Source organism: Thermogemmata fonticola, from assembly GCF_013694095.1.
Classification (GTDB): Bacteria; Planctomycetota; Planctomycetia; order Gemmatales; family Gemmataceae; genus Thermogemmata; species Thermogemmata fonticola.
Map to the genome: position 1 here is coordinate 244,666 of NZ_JACEFB010000003.1, position 17,333 is coordinate 261,998.

Here is a 17,333-nt window from a genome sequence, read left to right on the forward strand (position 1 = left end):
TCGTTCACTTGCTGTCCTTGATCAAGCTCGCAATCGCCTTAGCCGCTTGCTTGGCCTCCTTCCCGAGGCGATCCTTTTTATCCGCGTTTTTGGCGATATTGCGCAACGTCGGCAGCGCCGCTTTGGCCTGGACTCCCATCGCAGCCAGACCACGCGCCGCTCCGATCCGCACCACCTCCGGTTGCTTCTCGTCTTTGAGCAGGGTATGCAGCAGGGGCACCACCTTCTCCGCAGGTTCATCACACTGACCAAGGCAATGGGCAGCCGCTCCCCGGACCTCCGGATCCTTGTCCTCTAACGCCTTGTAAATGTATGGCAGCGCCTCCGCCACGAGCGCTTTTTGAATCACCGCCAAGCGGCCCAACTCCTGCAAGGCCACTACTTTTTCCTTGCTTGTCCGGGCTGACTTCAACTGCTCCGTGTACTTCTTCGCTTCTTTCAATTGGGCAGCGCGAACCGCCTCCGGCGTGCTCCCAAGATACACCAAACCCGCCACTAGCAACCAGCCGGCTGCCAGATGGACCGAAACTCTCCTCGCCATTGTCTGTCCCTCCCGAAAGCTCGGAAAAACCCTTGTACCATGACACCGAATCTTCTAAGTCGGCGTAAATATACCCTCCAGAACCTCCCACCTATCGAGCAAAATCCCCCGTTCAATAATCTAACGCTCCAACCAGTCCAGAAGTTCCCACACACCCTAGCCCCTACAACACTGGGGCCAACCAGGAGAGAAAAACCACCCCTTGAGGAAGGCCGCGAGATTCCCCGAACGGTAACGAGGACCGTGGAATCCTGAGAATGGCAGGGGCGAACGGGCTTCTTGCCGCCACGTCAACTTGATTTCAAGGAAGGGGACGCTGCCGCAATTCACAAAACTCACAATCTCTCAAACCAATCGCTGTCATCCACCCAGGCAGGACCCAGTGGCATGCTCATCTGCCAGAGGAACCGCTCCCAAGACTCATCCCAACCGTTACTAGGTGATTCGGACACCGGTTTCTTGACGACGAGGGGCGCGACATAGCTCCCACGGATGACCTCTGGCAAATGAAAAACTTGGACCATGGGATCCACTTCACGTCCTTCGATCTCAGCTCTCTCCGGCGGCGCAGCATGAATTCCGCTACCACTCATCAGCCCCAATGTGATCAACCACGCCCCCAACCCATGTTTCCTCATATTTATCTCTCCCGTTTCACTTCCTCAGGGAACGACCCTTCCATCCATCCTTTTGGTGTCCAGAAGCCATCCCCCCAGTAACGCACTTCCAGAGGTGCCCACCATAGCAAGGTCTCTGGTGCTTGCAAGGCATTTTCGGCCAAAATCGCTTGAGGCTTTTTCGAGGTACGTTGCACGTCACTATGATTGGACATTATCAGCTCTGCGATACATATTATCAGTTGAAACTGAGCAGCCGGTCTATCAATCTCGATGAAAGCTGTCGAATGCGGCCGCCTCGTCAAGACTCGTCGAGTAAAGCCATCTGAAAGATTACCCATCATCCAGACCATGACCCAAATCGCAACCGATCTCATGGGGGGTCAGAACGGCTAGGACGTGGAAAACCCTGCGGGCAGCGATATTCGCCTTGACACATGAACAGAGGCTGCTATGGTGCCGTTCCTGCTGGTGGATACGGCCTAGGCGGAAAGGGGAATCGTACCGCGGGGGAATCGGGCCGAAATAACCGTCGGGCAAGGAGAGCCAACTATGGCGGCTAATGCTAGCCGGGGGAAGGGGTGGAGGCGGCGGGAATTCCTAGCATTGTCAACCTGGGGATTGGCAAGTATTACAGGCTGCCATAATTTGTGGGACAATCATAGTCTGACGAATAAAATACAAAGTCGATCTCAAATAGGTGATGATCCAAATTTTGATCTTGATGATTCTACAACTATTGGAAGTAAAAGCACCGTAGGAAATACGGAACCGATCCCGGTGAGCGGTGTCGGGCTAGTCTCCAATCTTCCAGGTACGGGAAGCAGTGCTCCGCCGGGAGGATGGCGCACTATGCTCGAACAAAGTCTAAAAAAACAAGGAGTCACTAACGTTCGAGAATTTTTAGATGATCCGCAACGCCGTACATCACTCGTATTAGTTTCCGCCCTTATCCCTCCAGGGGCGCGCAAAGGAGAATTGATCGACGTTGAGATCACTTTGCCTGAAGAAAGTAAAACCACGAGCTTAAAGGGAGGATATCTCCATCATTGTGAATTATATACATATGAAACTACCGGCAACATTCGCGCCATGCTTCGTGAAGGAAAACGTGTCGGTCCCAGTGGTGATTTGAAACTCGGAGATGTATGGGCCGTCGCTTCGGGGGAGTTGATCGCTGGACAGTTCCTGCCTCGGCGCGACGAAGTCCCTGAGGAGGTCGAAAAGGATGCGGAAGGGCGGCCCCTTTATCGCTCAGCGCGAATCTGGGGAGGTGCCCGGGTGACACGTTCCCGCCCCTATCACATCCTGCTCAACCCTGCTGATCAGAATCCGCGGATGGCCGCCATTGTAGCGGAACGCCTGAATTCAACTTTTCATAATGCTACAGATGCATCCCAAAAAGTAGCCGATGCTAAAACTCGTGAACTTATCTTAGTTCACGTTCCATATCCGTATCGCAACAATCATTATCGCTTTCTTCTTGTGGCACGCCACGTACCTATTCTTCCTACTCCTCCTCAAAGTCTTTACCGCCGCCGACTGGAGGATGAGTTGCTCGACCCTGCCACCTGCTTGACAGCAGCGGTCAAGCTGGAAGCATTAGGAATGAGCAGTGTTCGGGCATTGCGTGTGGGTCTGGAAAGTACATCGCCGTGGGTCCGCTTTGCCGCCGCTGAGGCCTTGGCCTACTTAGGACAGAGCGATGGTGCCGCCGAACTGGCCCGTCTGGCCGAGGAACACCCGGCCCTGCGAGCACCTGCCCTGAAAGCACTCGCCGCTCTGGATGACGCTGCTGCTGCCGATCGGCTCGTCGAGCTGATGGGACGAACCGATCCCGAACTCCGCTATGGCGCGTTTCTGGCTCTGCGCCTCGCCGACGATCAGCATGCGGCTGTACGAGGTATCCCGATTCACCGCTCCTACCATCTCCACTTGGTAGCGCCGGGCACACCAGGAATGGTGCATTTGACCAGCAGCCGCCGAGCCGAAATTGTTCTGTTTGGAGATGACGTGCTCTTCCGGGGGCCGTTCACACTACCGGTCGGGTCCGAGTACACTGTCAAAGTCCCGGCGTCCGGCCCCGCAACTCTCACTCGTATTGTCAAGGTCAAGGACGATTGGATGGAACGCCAGGTAACCTGCCCTCCCGAGGTGGGTTCCGTGCTCATGGCTTTGGGTCAGTTGGGGGGAGGATATGCGGAAGCTGTCGAGCTGATCCGCCGCGCCGACGCTGCCGGTGTTTTGTCATCCGCTGTGCTCGTTGATGCCATTCCTCTCGAGCTAAACCTACGACAACTGGCCTATTTCGCCCGTCATGATCCCAGCCTTCGCCGAGCGGACGCCGAGGTGTCGCGCCTGGGGGTCAGCCGCACTTCCGTCGAGAACGCTAATCTCACTCTTCCCACACCGGAAACAGACCCAACGAATCAGCCGCCGCCACCCCCACGTCCCCCTTTGAATCGAGAACCCGGACGCCTCTTCGGTCCGAAACGTCACGAACCTCCTTCGACTCCTCCCATCATCCCAAATAACAAGTAATACAATTTTAGATTAATTGATGTAATATAAATCAGGAAAAAATTATGCTTTTGCGGCTGGAATTGACAGGATTTAAATCTTTTGCCGATAAAACGAGTTTAGATTTTGCTCCAGGTATTACAGCAATTGTTGGACCTAATGGTTCCGGAAAGAGTAATGTTGTTGATGCCATTCGCTGGCTCATGGGAGAGCAGTCGATTCGTAGTCTTCGCGGCGGCGAAATGGTGGATGTAATCTTCCACGGTTCTCCGCGGCGGAAAAGCTTGGGAATGGCCGAAGTTAGCCTGGTTCTCGACAATCGCCGCCGATGGCTTGCCATCGAAGCGGATGAAGTTCAGTTGACACGACGCATCTATCGAGACGGTAACGGTGAATACCTGATCAACGGACAGCCGGCGCGTCTCAAAGATTTCCGAGACCTATTCATGGGCAGTGGAGCCGGTGCCAAGGGATACACCATCATTGCTCAAGGCCGCGTCGAGGAGTTGCTCCAAGCCAATCCTCAACAGCGTCGGGAACTATTTGACGAAGCCGCCGGTATCAGCCGCTTCAAGATTCGTAAGTACGAGGCACTACGGAAACTCTCCGAGGTGGAAAGCAATTTGACCCGTTCCCAGGATCGCCTCCACAGCTTGGAAACACAACTCCGTACCTGCCGCCTTCAGGCCACTAAGGCCCAAAAGTACCTCGAATATCAAACCCGCCTCCGGCAACTTCGAATTATCTGGGGAAAATATGAGGATCAACGCTTGAAGCAGGCCATATGTCAATTAGATCATTTAATACATCAAGTAAATGTTGAAATTGAGAAAAAACAGCAAAGTATTTATACATATAACAACACCAAGATATCGAGAGAGCAAAAATTGAATGATTACGAAAAAAGGTGTAAAGAACTATCTGCTATTTTAGCAGATTGTGAACGACGAATCTCTACAGAACAAATCTCTATTCGGCACTTATATCTGAGTTTGACAACACTCGAAAATGAGATGCTCCAGCTCACCCACAGGCGTTCCGATATTACACATCGCCTTCGCAGGGCGGAACAGGAGCACCTAGAGGCGGAATCACAGTACCGGCACACAGAGTCCGAAATCCAAGGAGTTCATGAAGAAAAACAGCAATGGGAGGCCACGCTCAAGGCCCTGCAATCCCGATGCCAGGAGATTGACACCGAAATAGCCCGGCAGCGGGAGCAACAATTTGATGCTGTTCGAGTCACTGCGTCTGCGCGGTCCGCCGCCAATGCTGCCTTGGCCAACGTCACACGACTTCAACAGGAACTGCAACGCCGCCACAGGGATTCTACCGTGGCAACAATCCAGCGACAAACTTTGCAGGAAACATTAGATAAACTAATGGAAAATGACATTCAAAAACAACAATCGATTCAAGATATTCGCAATAAAATTGATGAGCTTATTTTAAAGAGAAAATACTTACAACAAGATATACAATTACACTACGATGAATTAGAAAAACTCCGCGTCCAATACAGTGATGTCCGCGGAAGGATGGAATTGCTCGATGAATGGGAACGCTCCCGCGCTGGAGTGGAAGAAGGAGTTCGACAGCTTTTGGAAAAAAAAGCCCGCCTCGCTGCAAAAGATCCTCTTCATCCCCTTGTCACGGAAATGATCGGTCTCGTGGCTGACCTGCTTGTAGTTCCTCACGATATAGCGCCTCTAGTGGAAATCGCGTTGGGTGATAAGGCTCAATATATGGTGGTGCGCTCCGAGGAATCTCTCCTCACCTTGCTTGCAACACTCCAGGACGATTTGTTCAACCGTATAGGACTGCTTCCTCTCAATACACCTCCATATACAAAATCACATGATTATGAAATTGAGACCTTAGCTGAGCGAGTTCAGTCGCCTGTTCTCGATCTGCCCGCACAACTGCTCGGCAATGTCATTCTCGTCGATGATTGGCAGCAAGCTGTTTCGCTTCGCAAGCGCTATGCCCATGTTCGCATCATAACTAAACAAGGGCACCTATGGGAAACTGACGGATCCGTCATCCTCGGTTCATTCCATACCGGAAGAGGACTTGTCTCGCAAAAAAGCGAACTCCGCGAGCTTCAAGCCCAAGCGCGCGATATCCTTGATCAACTCCAGCAAAAAGAAAATGCTCTAACATCCTTGCAGTATGAATTGAAAGATATTGAAAGTCAGTTGACCGAACTAGAAGCACAGCAGGAGACGCTAGAAAAAGCAACGATCGAGGCACGCCAGACTCTGGACAGGCACCGGCAGGCTCTTGAACACTGGAATGAACGCTGGGTACTCCTGTGCCAAGAGACCCAATATCTGGAGGAAGAATTACGCCGAGCGGAAAGCGCATGGCTAGAAAGTCACCGGCAAGCTGAAAGCGCCGAGCAAGCAGCCAAAGAAATCGAGCAGAATCTGGAACTGCTTCAGCAGACCCTGCAATCGTTACAAGGCGACTGCGAGACCACACGCCAACACCTGCATGCTGCCGAAATGAAACTGACCCAACTGCTCTCCGCGCGAGAACACTCGATGGATTGGAAGGCCCAACTCGAAAAGGAAATCCGCAAGCGACGTGTGGAAATTCTGGATGTTCAATCGGCGATACATACTCTCCGCACACGATACCAGGAAGCCACGGTCGAGATTCTCAACAAGGAAATGCGATTGTCGCAGCTTTATGCTGACAAAGAAAAATTTGAACTAGAACTACAACAATTAGACCAGTATTGTGAAATGGAACGTCAAAGTTGTGACGAGTTTTATTCTTGTTTTCAGGAGTTACAACAGCAGCTTGAACAACTGCGGCATCGTTTGTATGAGTTGGAATTACAACGGCAAGACCTTAAGAATCAACATCAATACCTCCTCATACGACTCCAGGAAGAGCTGGAGGTTGACTCTCAGGGTCTGCAATCACTTCTGGATACCAAGGATGGAGAAGTGGCCTCCAATCCAGACTCTCTGGTTCAGGAGATGGATGAACTCAAGCAAAAAATGACCCGCGCTGGGCCTGTGAATCTGGAGGCCGTGGACCAGCTTCGCCTCCTGGAGGGCGAGTATCAGACTCATTTGAGCCAACATCAGGATTTACAACAGGCCCACCGGACTTTGCTGGAGATTATCGACCAGTTGAATAAGGATAGTTGCAAGCTCTTTCTAGATATGCTCGCAGCAGTACGGAGCCATTTTCAAGATTTGTTCCGCAAGCTCTTCGGCGGAGGGCAAGCGGATATCGTTCTCGAAAATGAGGCTGACGTTCTGGAAAGTGGTGTAGACATCATTGCTCGTCCGCCGGGCAAAGAGTTGCGTTCGCTCTCGCTGCTGTCGGGAGGGGAAAAGACTCTGACTGCGATCGCTCTGCTATTAGCAATTTTCCGCACCAAACCCAGCCCGTTCTGCATTCTCGACGAAGTGGATGCCGCCTTAGACGAAGCCAACACGGTTCGGCTGGCCTCCATTCTGCGCGAGTTTCTGAATATCAGCCAGTTTATCATTGTCACCCATAAAAAACGTACGATGGCGGCGGCGGACCGACTGTGGGGAGTCACCATGACCGATCAGGGAGTCAGCCGTGTCTTGCCGCTACGGTTTGAGGAATGGGAGTCCCCTGCCCAAGCCGCCTGAAATCTATTTCGTTCCGCCAATTTGATTCGTTCAGATGCCTCTCCTTTCTCGGTTCTCCAAGTATTGTCATCCCGCGATACAGTTGAGCTTACCTATGAGCCAGTCAGGCTAGGGTGGGTTCCCCAGCGAACTCATGCAGCTTTCATCGAGGTTTTGCGGGACCTTCATATGATACATGTAGGGTGACAGATGGATAGCATAGCCGAGGAGGCCGAATGGCTGAGAGAAGCCAACAGTAGGAAAAGCTGCAAGAACGGTGGATCACCAAGCTCGCGGTGATTTGCGGATAATGTGGCGAGGGAATCGTAACACCGTGGACCAAACTCAGGATGGGGGATTGCTGAGATCGGGAGAGTCACGTTATGGATGAATTATCTGGTGTGGCGTCTATGGCAAGCGGTGCATTGGCTATGATGGCAACAAGGGGAGAAACGATGCCACAACCGCGGATTCTGATCATCGAGGATGAGCGGGGATTGACTCAGTCCCTGTCGTGGTATTTCAACCGTGAAGGGTACGAGACCCATGTTGCTCACGATGGTCAGGAAGGATTGCGCAAAGCTCAGACGTTGTTGCCAGATGTCGTCCTGCTGGACCTGATGTTGCCCGGAATGGATGGCCTGGAGGTATGCCGCCTGCTGCGAGCCGGCGAACGGACACGGGACATTCCGATCATCATGATCACAGCCAAGACGGAGGAGACGGACCAGGTCGTGGGCTACTCCATGGGTGCGGATGACTACGTCGCCAAACCTTTCAGCAACAAGGTGCTACTGCACAAGGTAAAGGCTCTCCTGCGGCGGGTGGCGGGCCAAGGTGAAGCAGGCGATGTGATTGAACATCTGGGAGTAAGGATTGATCGTCTCCGACATCGCGCCACGATTCATGGGAAGCCCCTGGTTCTCACCCCGACGGAGTTTCGTCTGCTGGAAACGCTCGTCCGCCAGCCGGGCCGGGCCTTCAGCCGCCACCAGCTCATGGATGCCGCCATCGGGGAAGGGGCAATCGTCCTGGAGCGCACGATTGATGTCCACATTAAAACCTTGCGCCGTAAGTTGGCGGAAGCGGGAGGAAGCGCGGACTTGATCGAGACGGTACGCGGCGTCGGTTACCGATTCCGGGAGGAACCGCCAGCAACATCGGGTGGTACATGAGCCAACTGGGCAGGTTCTTCCCACCGTCATGATCCACTCACTTTGTCGAGGAACAACCGAAACTCCGCTGAATCTTCGATGAAAAAGGGAAACGGGACAGAGGGGAGCAACTCTGTCCCGCTGTTTTTTGCCTGGAAGGTTCAGGAGAGAGAACCGACCAACGTGACGATATCATTGCGGGGGTGGTGTCCTCGGATTACCACCCGGAGCTGGAGGATTGGGTCCGGGATTACCCGGTACACCACCGGGCCGCGGTCCGCCAGGGAGCAGAGGTAGCAAGGGTGAGCTTGCTCCCCCACCGGGAGGAGAGGGAGGCGGAGGAGGTGGCGTCGCCCCACCGCCACCCGGTAAACCACCGGGGAAACCACCGCCACCTGGGGCGGGAGGAATTCCAGGAGGTACAACTCCACTGTTCCCGTTAGGAGCGGGAGGAATATCCGGGGGTGTCGCCCCGCCGCCACCCGGTAATCCTCCAGGGAAACCGCCTCCCCCACCCGGCAAACCACCCGGAAAACCGCCTGTTCCGCCACCCGGCACCCCCCCTGCACCGACACCGCCAGCATTTCCAGGTTCCGCCAAGCGGCCACCGGCATCTTCGCCGTCAATAATCACGCCGTTGTGGAAGATCAGATGTTTCCCATCGGGAGCCAGGAAGAAGTGGCCGCCGATCTTTTCTCCACCAGCCGATGTGAGAGCGACACGGTGCTTGAGTTCGACAGGGTCATCCGGATCGGCAATGTCGTAGATGTCGAGGCCTACATCTTGCAAGGAAGAGACATACAAAGATTTGCCATCCGGGGAAAACTCGACAAATCCGTTGTTGGCAGCTTTCCAGCCGGCGGGGAGTTTGAGTTCTTGGACGCCTTTGTCAGAGGCGACAACGATTTTCGCTTGGATGCGGGTCGTTTGAGCTGTACCACCGCCGATCCCTGGAGCAGACCCAGGACCTGCATCTCCACCCGGTCCGCCGGGTGGCACAGGTGGCAAGCCAACACCACCGAGGCCGCCGGCACCCGGTCCACCAGGAATACCCGCAGGTCCGCCGTAAGCTCCTCCGCCACCAAAGCCAGTGCCTTGGGGTGGCAGCCCTGGCGGTCCGGCACCAATTCCTCCACCGACTCCTCCTGGAGGTCCGATACCAGGACCCGGCCGTCCGGGCCGCCCTCCGCCTGGTCCGGGTTGGGGTGCCCCTGCCGAAGGCGGTTGGGATACGACGGAAACCAGAATGTGTCCCTTCGCTGTGGCAGCCAGATCGTAAGGAGCACCGTCCACAGGCAGGGGATAGGCTTTGACAATAGTCAGGTCACTGGCATTCACGAGGCGGACCGCCCCTCGTCCCCCTCGCGACATCTCGGTGAGGATGAGGTGCTTACCATCGGGAGAGAGAATCATATCCCCGGCCGGTTCGGGCAAATCGCGGGTCCTATCCACCTTACGAGAGGCGGTATTCACCACACTGATTGTGGACTTGCTGGCCCGCCCGCCCGTGACTTGGGTGGTGAGCACATAGAGTTGGCTGCCGTCTCCACTGAGAACGAGACCGCGGATGAGGCGGTTCGTGGCGTAGAAGGGGATGGTCGCTACGGGTTTGAGTTCCGAGCTGTCTTCGACTTTGCCCTGATAAAGAGGCTTGAGGTCGTAAACGACGACGTCTCCCATGGCGACGGGCAGAGCCATCGCCTGCTGGGCCAACTGAGCGAGTGCGACTTGAGAGTCAGCCCGTGCCGCGACGGCATAGAGCAAACTTTGCTTATCATCCACCACACCGCGAGCCAGCAGGTGGGGCAGTTTGTAGCGGCCCGCCGGGGCAAAGTTGTTATTGGCATCGTATCGCTGGAGGAATCCCTGCAAGCGGCCTCGCTGTTCCATCCGCGGGCTGAAAGTCAGAAGCTCTCCCTTAGCCTTGTCAAAAGCCGCAGAATAGAAAGGTTCAATCTGGGCCTTACGCTTGCCATCGGTCACGCTACCTGGCGGCGGTTGATTGGGATTGAACCCACCGGAGGTCCCGCCGACACCAGGAGGCGTGAAGCCTCCACCGCCACCTTGCGGGGGACCGATCACATCACCACCACTTCCCGGAGGCGGCACCACCCCACCGGGCGGATTGAACCCGCCACCTGGCGGTACGCCAACACCGGGGGGCGCACCGACGCCAGGTGGAACACCAACTCCCGGCGGTACGCCAACACCGGGGGGTGCACCAACGCCAGGTGGAACACCAACTCCCGGCGGTACGCCAACCCCACCCGGCGGACCCACCGATGAACCACCTCCTGGGGGAAAGCGCGGGGTATTGCCACCGGGCGGGTCTACGACAGCGCCGGAACCATCATCCGCTCCCCCCGGTGCTGTAGCACCTGGATAACCTGGTGGAAACGAAGAGCCTCCACCGGGAGGAGAGCCAAAGCCGCCACTCCCTGGAGGCTGACCCCCGCCCGGAAAGCTCGGCGGACCACCTCCTGGCGGTATCCCCGGCGGTACCGCTGCTCCGGCGCCCGGACCACTACCACCCCCTGCTGGAGGTATAAAGCCGCCACTCCCTGGAGGCCGACCCCCGCCTGGAAAGTTCGGCGGACCACCTCCTGGCGGTATCCCCGGCGGCACCGCCGCCCCCGCCCCTGGACCGCCGCCACTATCAGCCGGAGTACCGCTGTTACCACTATCGCTAGGGGGCGGGGTACTATTGTTGCTATTGCCTGAGGAAGAGCCGGCACTGGAACTGTTTTGGGCACTGGTGGTGTTACTGCTTCTGTCACCCAACAGGAAGATGGCACCTACCACAAGCAGCACGACCAGTAAACCGCCCCCACCGATCGCTGCGATAAGGACCGTGTTATTCCCGGAGGACTTTTTCTTGCCACTGCGGCGCGGGCGATCTTCCTCATCATCGTCCTCATACTTGGCGAAGGACTGGAGGCGGGCATTCATCTGCTGAGCCACCGGAGCCGCAACGGGGGGAGTACCCTTCGCACCTCCGTTCGCTCCTGGGCCAGTGCCTGGTGGAACAACCTTCGGACCACCAGTCGCACCGGCACTTGCCACGAGCGTCGCCGTTTTCACCGGAACTTGGATCTCCGTCTGACAACTGGTGCACCGGATCCATTTCCCAGCCAGATGGTCCGGTAGCTGTAAGTTAGCTTTACAGCCGGGACAGGTCGTAGAAATGGCCATGGCTTTCCTCGCAAAGGGAGCGGGGTAAGATTCCGCGTGCTTCCTAACACGAGAGTCGGCAGCGCGATCTTATACTATGATGACGAAACAGCCCCACAAAACGTTGGCAAAAATCACCCTAGAACCGATCTTATCCTTAGCCTACCGTCCTATCCCTGGGAATGCAACAGTCAAATGGAAAAACGTGACCTACTTACCCCTGGCCAGGGATCCCACGGCTACTAGCCTGGCTCACCAGGAATAGCCACCAGGATAAATAAAAAGGACTGCCCACGTCGGCTCTTCAGACCACCCGAGGAAAGTTAGCTCCTCAGGCTGCCAGAGAAGAGGGTGTCTGATCCGGTCGTTTACGCCAGCGCCGCAGGCCGTAGATCAGCAGGCCGAGACCCGCCGTCGTGGCCAGAATGCCTGCCGGTTCCGGCACTGGTACCAACTCATACACCCCGGCAGTTGTGGTGCTGAGAAAAAAGCCACCGCTGGGAAAACCTGCAAAGCGCACCGCGTTGAGAAAACCGTTGTACTGCTGGTTGGGATTCTCGCCGATGTTGCTGAAATAGAGGCGGCCTGCTGTGCCCGGCTGGAAGATGTCACCTGACCAGCCGCTGATCGTCAGATTGCCACTAGGTGTGCCGCTGATGCCGGTGAATGTCAGGCTGTGTTGTCCGCTCGCCAAGGCGACGGTAGACGAGCTGGCTAACTCCAAAGCACCGAGAATATCGCTGTGCCCCACCCCTTCCCCTGTGCGGAGCGTTCCGCCTTCCAGTCGTACTGTGCCGCTATTGGGCAATTGATGATCGGCCGCCAGTAACACCGTACCACCGCTGGCGATGGTCAGGTTCCCCCCAATGGCGTTCTGGCCCGCGGTTTTGTTCAACATCAGGATACCCCCGGCGACAGTCGTCCTGCCGCTGAAAGTGTTAGCAGTGTTGCCGCTGATCTCCAGAATGTAATTCCCTTGTTTCGTCAGATCGCCAGTTCCGCTGATGGTCCCGCTGAGAGTCACACGACCAGTACCGGTCCCCTCCACAGTGAGTCCAGTCCAACCGCCACTGCTGGCTGTGTTGGTCACAACCAGGTCGCTGGCAATGACGAAGGCTCCGCTCCCTTGCTGGATGATCTTCGGAGCCAACACGCTGGGGCTGCCATCACTGTTGACTCCGAAGAGCAATGAACCCCCAGTGATGGTGTTGGCGGCGCTGGCACTGCTGTTGAGGTTCAAGCGAGCCAGTCGAACAGAACCGATATCGTTGGTGGCCGTGTAACCTGTGCTCCCACTGCCCCCAAAATTGAGCACGATGTTCGAGGTCACTTGTCCATAGGGCGGCAGGACGGGGGCCGGATCGGAAAAACCATAGCGGTTGTACCACTGGCCATTCAGGAGGACGATACCCGACGTGGAGCGCCAGCGGGAATCGCTGACATTCAGATTGCTCCCGGAGATCCCATCCAACCAGTTGCCCGTGGTATTGTTCCAATCGTAAACGTTCCAGCCGATATCCAGCAGCATCGCGATCTCAAAATGGAGCAATCGCTTCACGGTGTTCGGAGGTGTGGAATAGTACATAACGGCATTATTGATGTTGACATGGCTGACACTGGATCCCTCGCGATAAGGATTGGGAGCGTACAAGGGGATTGCACCGCCATAAACTTCCTTGCTGTAGGGACCGATGAAGAAGAGGCCGTTGTTGGGATCGTTTCCGGCTGTGAACACCGAAGGATTACCGACAAAGGATGCATAATTGGGGCTACTGATATCCGTATTGAAAAGTGCCGTGGCATTACTTCCGCTTCCCCGGTAGAGGTAACGGTCGTAACCCGCGTAGATATCGGGTGTCGGCGGTGTTCGGTCCGCTAATCCTCTTCCTTGTGCATCGGTGAAACTTAAAAATCCCACCCCGTGCAAAAGCTCGTGAATGGCCACGGAAACCATATCGTATTTATTCGATGCCGGCGATTGACCCACATAATTCCAGCCATAACTGAAATTAAAATCTCCACTTCCATCCACTCCACTGAAAGGACGCGTATTGGTGCGAGCCGCTTGATAGACTCCGCCGTTCTGGAAACTCCCATTGCTGTGGATCACGATCTGACTTGGACCGAAGGAGGCAAGATAGGTGGCGCCACTCGGAGCGGAACGGAACTCGATATTGACGGTTCCTCGTCCATCCAAAACGGTGTTGAGGTACTGAGTGGCAGCGAGGATGGAGTCCCGGCGGAGTTGCCCCTCGATGGGGTCATTGAATCCTGTACCTGAGGGGTCCGAATAGGTAATATTCCATGTGATCTGAGCAGGTAGGGGAGCGGACCAGAATAAAAGCCCTATCAGTGACCACAGTGGCGCGAACCGAAGCCGCCGCTTCATCGTGGCTCTTCCTTGGAGGCTTATCCACAAGCAAAACGAACGACCGGGAGCTGCGAGTCATTCCCGGAATAATCGAATCGATTTTTCAATTTACACTCTCTCCATCTCCGTCGCCAAGAGCTTTTGGAAAAATTTCCCAAAATTCATTTCGGGGCGAAAAAAGTGTGAGGAGGGGACGAGAAAGCGTCAGAGGGAGGGGAAAGGAAGGGAGGGGGTCGTAGCGAGAGGTGGAGGATTACAAAACGGAGGAGGATGAAGGAGAGACACAGAGGAGGAGTCCGCAGGGAAGCATTCGCAGGGAATTTCCCCCTCCTGAGACCTCCGAAACCGTGAGGTCAGCGGCTGGTGGCATAACGTTCGATGAGGACCCGCGCTGTTTCAGGCCGCATGATGGCGGGGTCCGGCATTTCCCCGCGCCGGAGCATTTCGCGCAGAGCAGTCCCACTGATGTTCACCGGTTGCCAGCCTCGATCGGCGTAATCTTCCACCAAGGCGACGCGCCCCAGTTCCTTGTAATAAGCGGCGAAACCGACTTTCACGGGTCGAATGAGGAGTTCGCCGGGGAGGTGATCGAAAATCCGCTGGGCTGCCAAAGGGTCCCAAATGTCCGTTTTGTCGTCGTAGGGAGCGTCCGCGTGTTTGCGGCCAATGATGATATCGGTGAAGCCGTAATTCTGGCGGTAAATAGCATGCATGACAGCTTCCTTCGGACCCGCGTAAAACATCTTGATGTCCAAGGCGATCAATAGGACGTGATCGTGGAAATTGCGGCCGACTTTGCGCCACAGCTCTTCATCAATATCCCCCTGGCCGAGCGCGCGGGATTCAATCAGGGCACGATAGGTCTTGATACGGGTGGCGGCATCCACATCATCGCTTTTGGTTTCTCCCACGAGCGGATTGAGAACGGCCCCCGCAAAGTACCCCGCCCGGGTGAGGCGCTCCAGTCCCACCACCAGGGCATACTCATGGGCGCGGTGCAAAGCGTTACGAGTCTGGAAGGCGACGATCCGTTCCCATCCCTTCTGTTGGAACAACGCACGGGTCTCTCGCGGGGACAGAATCAAATCCCCATATTCCGGATGTTTAGGCTGGGGGAGGGCCACAATCTCCCCTCCGACCAGGTAGGTCCGAGGATCATGATTGGCAATGCGAGCGCCGGGGTGGTCCTCCCGCGGCGTGCCATAGACGCTGTGGTTGTACTTCTTCTTGTCCCACGGGTACACATCATGGACTTCGATAACTCCGACGCATTGGCCGCGCTCATTGACGAGAGGATGCTTGCTACCCGTGTTCAAATGCCGAGCGACACGTGCATCCACGGGAAACGCCAAGGGAATAGTCCAGGCATACTTGCGGCCCTGGCGGACGATCACCTGCTCCTCCAGCACCCGGTCGTACTCTTCTCGTGTCATCGGTCCCGTCAGCGGCGACAAGGCTCCGTCCGCCATCCGGTAGAGAGTGGAAAGATCGGCATCCGAGACAACAATTTCGTGAGTCGATGGGGGATCGAGCACAGCGACAGTGCGGTTGATCGGTTCCGGCACACCACCATGGGGCGGGATCAATTCCGGCATGGAATCCTCCGTGATCGTGCTGACTACTGATAATGAAACCAGTCCTCTCTCCACGAGCGCGGGCAAACCATGGGCCAGGGGTTACGTGGAAGCCTCACGGACCTTTGCCTCACGCCTGTCAAATGACGTACTGGGGACCTTCACATTGGGCGACCAAGTCCGCCAAGGTGATTTGTTTGAGCACTTGTTCCTCGGCCTGGCGTACCCGGAGCCAGACACCCTGTAACTGGCGGAAAAACGGACTGAGGTGGGAACGCCCATCCTGGTTTTCTGGTTTATGGGTGGGGTCAGTCACTTGCAGAATGTCGTAGAGGGTGATGGTTTCCGGAGGCCGGCTCAGCGTGTATCCCCCCGCAGCTCCGCGGACACTTTCCACCAATCCGGCATACTTGAGAGCCAACAGGATTTGCACCAAAAAGCGGTCCGAAATGTTATGGCGTTGGGCAATGTCCGCCACGCGAATCGGGCGTTTCTCCGGATAGCGGGCAGCCAACTCCAACATGGCGACACAGGCGTATTCGGCTTTGGCAGAAGGTTGCATGGCAGCTTATTATCAATGGGGGCGAAGACCTCGAGAGACTCAATCGGTTGACAAACTCAGTTCCATTGGCAGCGATACGTTTCTTCAGGGGTGAGCAACCTGTGGTATTTTCAGGAATAGTGGGCGATCCAGCCACTCCAGTGTCCAATTTATATACATAAGTTCACTATAGGACAAAACTTACGATCAAATGCCGCTGCCGTCCGTGTGTTCGATCACATGTAACCCGCATTCTTTTTTCACCTTACCGGCCCAGCGTCCCGCCCGGTCATCCTCGCCGGGTTGCACCGGCCGCGTGCACGGCCAGCAGCCTATACTGGGATAACCGCGATCGTGCAAGGGATTGTAGGGAACATCATGGCGGACAATAAAGTTCCAAACATCGCGCTTGGTCCAATGGAGGAGGGGATTGACCTTGACTAACTGGAACTTGGCGTCCCACTGCACCACCTGGGCCTTACTTCGGACGTCCGTCTGATCCTTGCGGATGGCACTGATCCATGCCAACGGGGCGTAACGGGCCAAAGCTCGCCGCAATGGAAGGATTTTCCGATCGTGACAACATTGATCCGGCCGGATGGTGTACAGGGGACCACCGTGTTCCGCCTCGTACTCCGCGACACTCTGCTCCGGGTAAATATATTCGACCGCGATACCGTAGCGCTGGAGAATCCTCTCGCGTAACTCCAGCGTTTCCGGAAATTGATAACCGGTTTCCAGATTGATGCAGATTACCGACGGTTCGATTTCTGCCAGCATGTGGAGGACACAGCAACCCTCCGCGCCAAATGCTGTAGCCATCAGCAAGCGGGGATGGAAGCGCCGCACAGCCCAGCGGAGAATCTCTTGGGGGGAAGCCTGATCCAACTGCTGGCAAGCCTCGGCAATCTCTTCAGGCGTCATGGGGGAAGGAACGGATGGTCCCGCCGAGGCGTCCGACGCCCCCCCCTCCTTCAGCGCGCAGCCGGTCGCTGGGCCAACCGGGGTTCCCAACGAATCCGGGGTGCGTTCCGCGCTACTCACCTGGCCAGCGGTTTCGGAGGTCACCCTGGCAGCGGCGGATTGAGCTGTTGTAGCGAAGGGCAACCGAGTCATATGGCATCACTTTTATTGGTTCACTAATGATGCTAAACTTAGGGGAGAAACACCACTCATCCGAGCTAAATCCCCATATTCTCCATCGATATCGTAGTCTTTCAACGC

Annotated in this window: 12 protein-coding genes; 3 read left to right on the forward strand and 9 right to left on the reverse strand. The window is 55.8% G+C overall.

What is annotated here, in order from left to right; all coding sequences use genetic code 11:
• Window positions 1-4 precede the first annotated feature (4 nt).
• Window positions 5-541: a HEAT repeat domain-containing protein gene (locus tag H0921_RS07050; protein WP_194537344.1), complete on the reverse strand. Its 537-nt coding sequence runs from the start codon at window positions 539-541 to the stop codon at window positions 5-7.
• Between the two features lie 335 nt (window positions 542-876).
• On the reverse strand, window positions 877-1,179 hold the full coding sequence (locus H0921_RS07055) for a hypothetical protein (protein ID WP_194537345.1): 303 nt from the start codon (window positions 1,177-1,179) through the stop codon (window positions 877-879).
• A gap of 531 nt (window positions 1,180-1,710) precedes the next feature.
• On the opposite strand from H0921_RS07055, the gene H0921_RS07060 reads away from it, so the two are divergent.
• The 3 genes from H0921_RS07060 (at window position 1,711) to H0921_RS07070 (ending at window position 8,473) form a co-directional block, all read left to right on the forward strand.
• Window positions 1,711-3,699 (forward strand): flagellar basal body P-ring protein FlgI, encoded by a 1,989-nt coding sequence (locus tag H0921_RS07060; protein ID WP_228499146.1) that lies wholly within the window; start codon window positions 1,711-1,713, stop codon window positions 3,697-3,699.
• A gap of 44 nt (window positions 3,700-3,743) precedes the next feature.
• On the forward strand, window positions 3,744-7,319 hold the full coding sequence (smc, locus tag H0921_RS07065; RefSeq protein WP_194537347.1) for a chromosome segregation protein SMC: 3,576 nt from the start codon (window positions 3,744-3,746) through the stop codon (window positions 7,317-7,319).
• A 434-nt stretch (window positions 7,320-7,753) separates the two neighbouring features.
• Complete coding sequence (locus H0921_RS07070) at window positions 7,754-8,473, forward strand: response regulator (RefSeq protein WP_194537348.1); 720 nt, start codon at window positions 7,754-7,756, stop codon at window positions 8,471-8,473.
• 171 nt (window positions 8,474-8,644) lie between these two features.
• Here H0921_RS07070 and H0921_RS07075 read toward each other — a convergent pair whose 3' ends face one another.
• The 7 genes from H0921_RS07075 to H0921_RS07105 all read right to left on the reverse strand — a co-directional run bounded on the left by H0921_RS07075 (window position 8,645) and on the right by H0921_RS07105 (window position 17,225).
• Complete coding sequence (locus H0921_RS07075) at window positions 8,645-10,534, reverse strand: hypothetical protein (protein ID WP_194537349.1); 1,890 nt, start codon at window positions 10,532-10,534, stop codon at window positions 8,645-8,647.
• Window positions 10,531-10,773 (reverse strand): hypothetical protein, encoded by a 243-nt coding sequence (locus H0921_RS07080; RefSeq protein ID WP_194537350.1) that lies wholly within the window; start codon window positions 10,771-10,773, stop codon window positions 10,531-10,533. Before H0921_RS07080 ends, H0921_RS07075 begins: the two co-directional genes overlap by 4 nt.
• A 9-nt stretch (window positions 10,774-10,782) precedes the next feature.
• Window positions 10,783-11,205 (reverse strand): hypothetical protein, encoded by a 423-nt coding sequence (locus tag H0921_RS07085; protein WP_194537351.1) that lies wholly within the window; start codon window positions 11,203-11,205, stop codon window positions 10,783-10,785.
• Between the two features lie 749 nt (window positions 11,206-11,954).
• Window positions 11,955-14,012, reverse strand: a complete 2,058-nt coding sequence (locus H0921_RS07090) for a hypothetical protein (RefSeq protein WP_194537352.1) — start codon at window positions 14,010-14,012, stop codon at window positions 11,955-11,957.
• Window positions 14,013-14,347: 335 nt separating this feature from the next.
• Complete coding sequence (locus tag H0921_RS07095; RefSeq protein WP_194537353.1) at window positions 14,348-15,589, reverse strand: nucleotidyl transferase family protein; 1,242 nt, start codon at window positions 15,587-15,589, stop codon at window positions 14,348-14,350.
• Between the two features lie 118 nt (window positions 15,590-15,707).
• Window positions 15,708-16,130 (reverse strand): RrF2 family transcriptional regulator, encoded by a 423-nt coding sequence (locus H0921_RS07100; protein ID WP_194537354.1) that lies wholly within the window; start codon window positions 16,128-16,130, stop codon window positions 15,708-15,710.
• A gap of 186 nt (window positions 16,131-16,316) precedes the next feature.
• Complete coding sequence (locus H0921_RS07105) at window positions 16,317-17,225, reverse strand: phosphoadenylyl-sulfate reductase (protein WP_228499148.1); 909 nt, start codon at window positions 17,223-17,225, stop codon at window positions 16,317-16,319.
• Window positions 17,226-17,333: the final 108 nt, after the last annotated feature.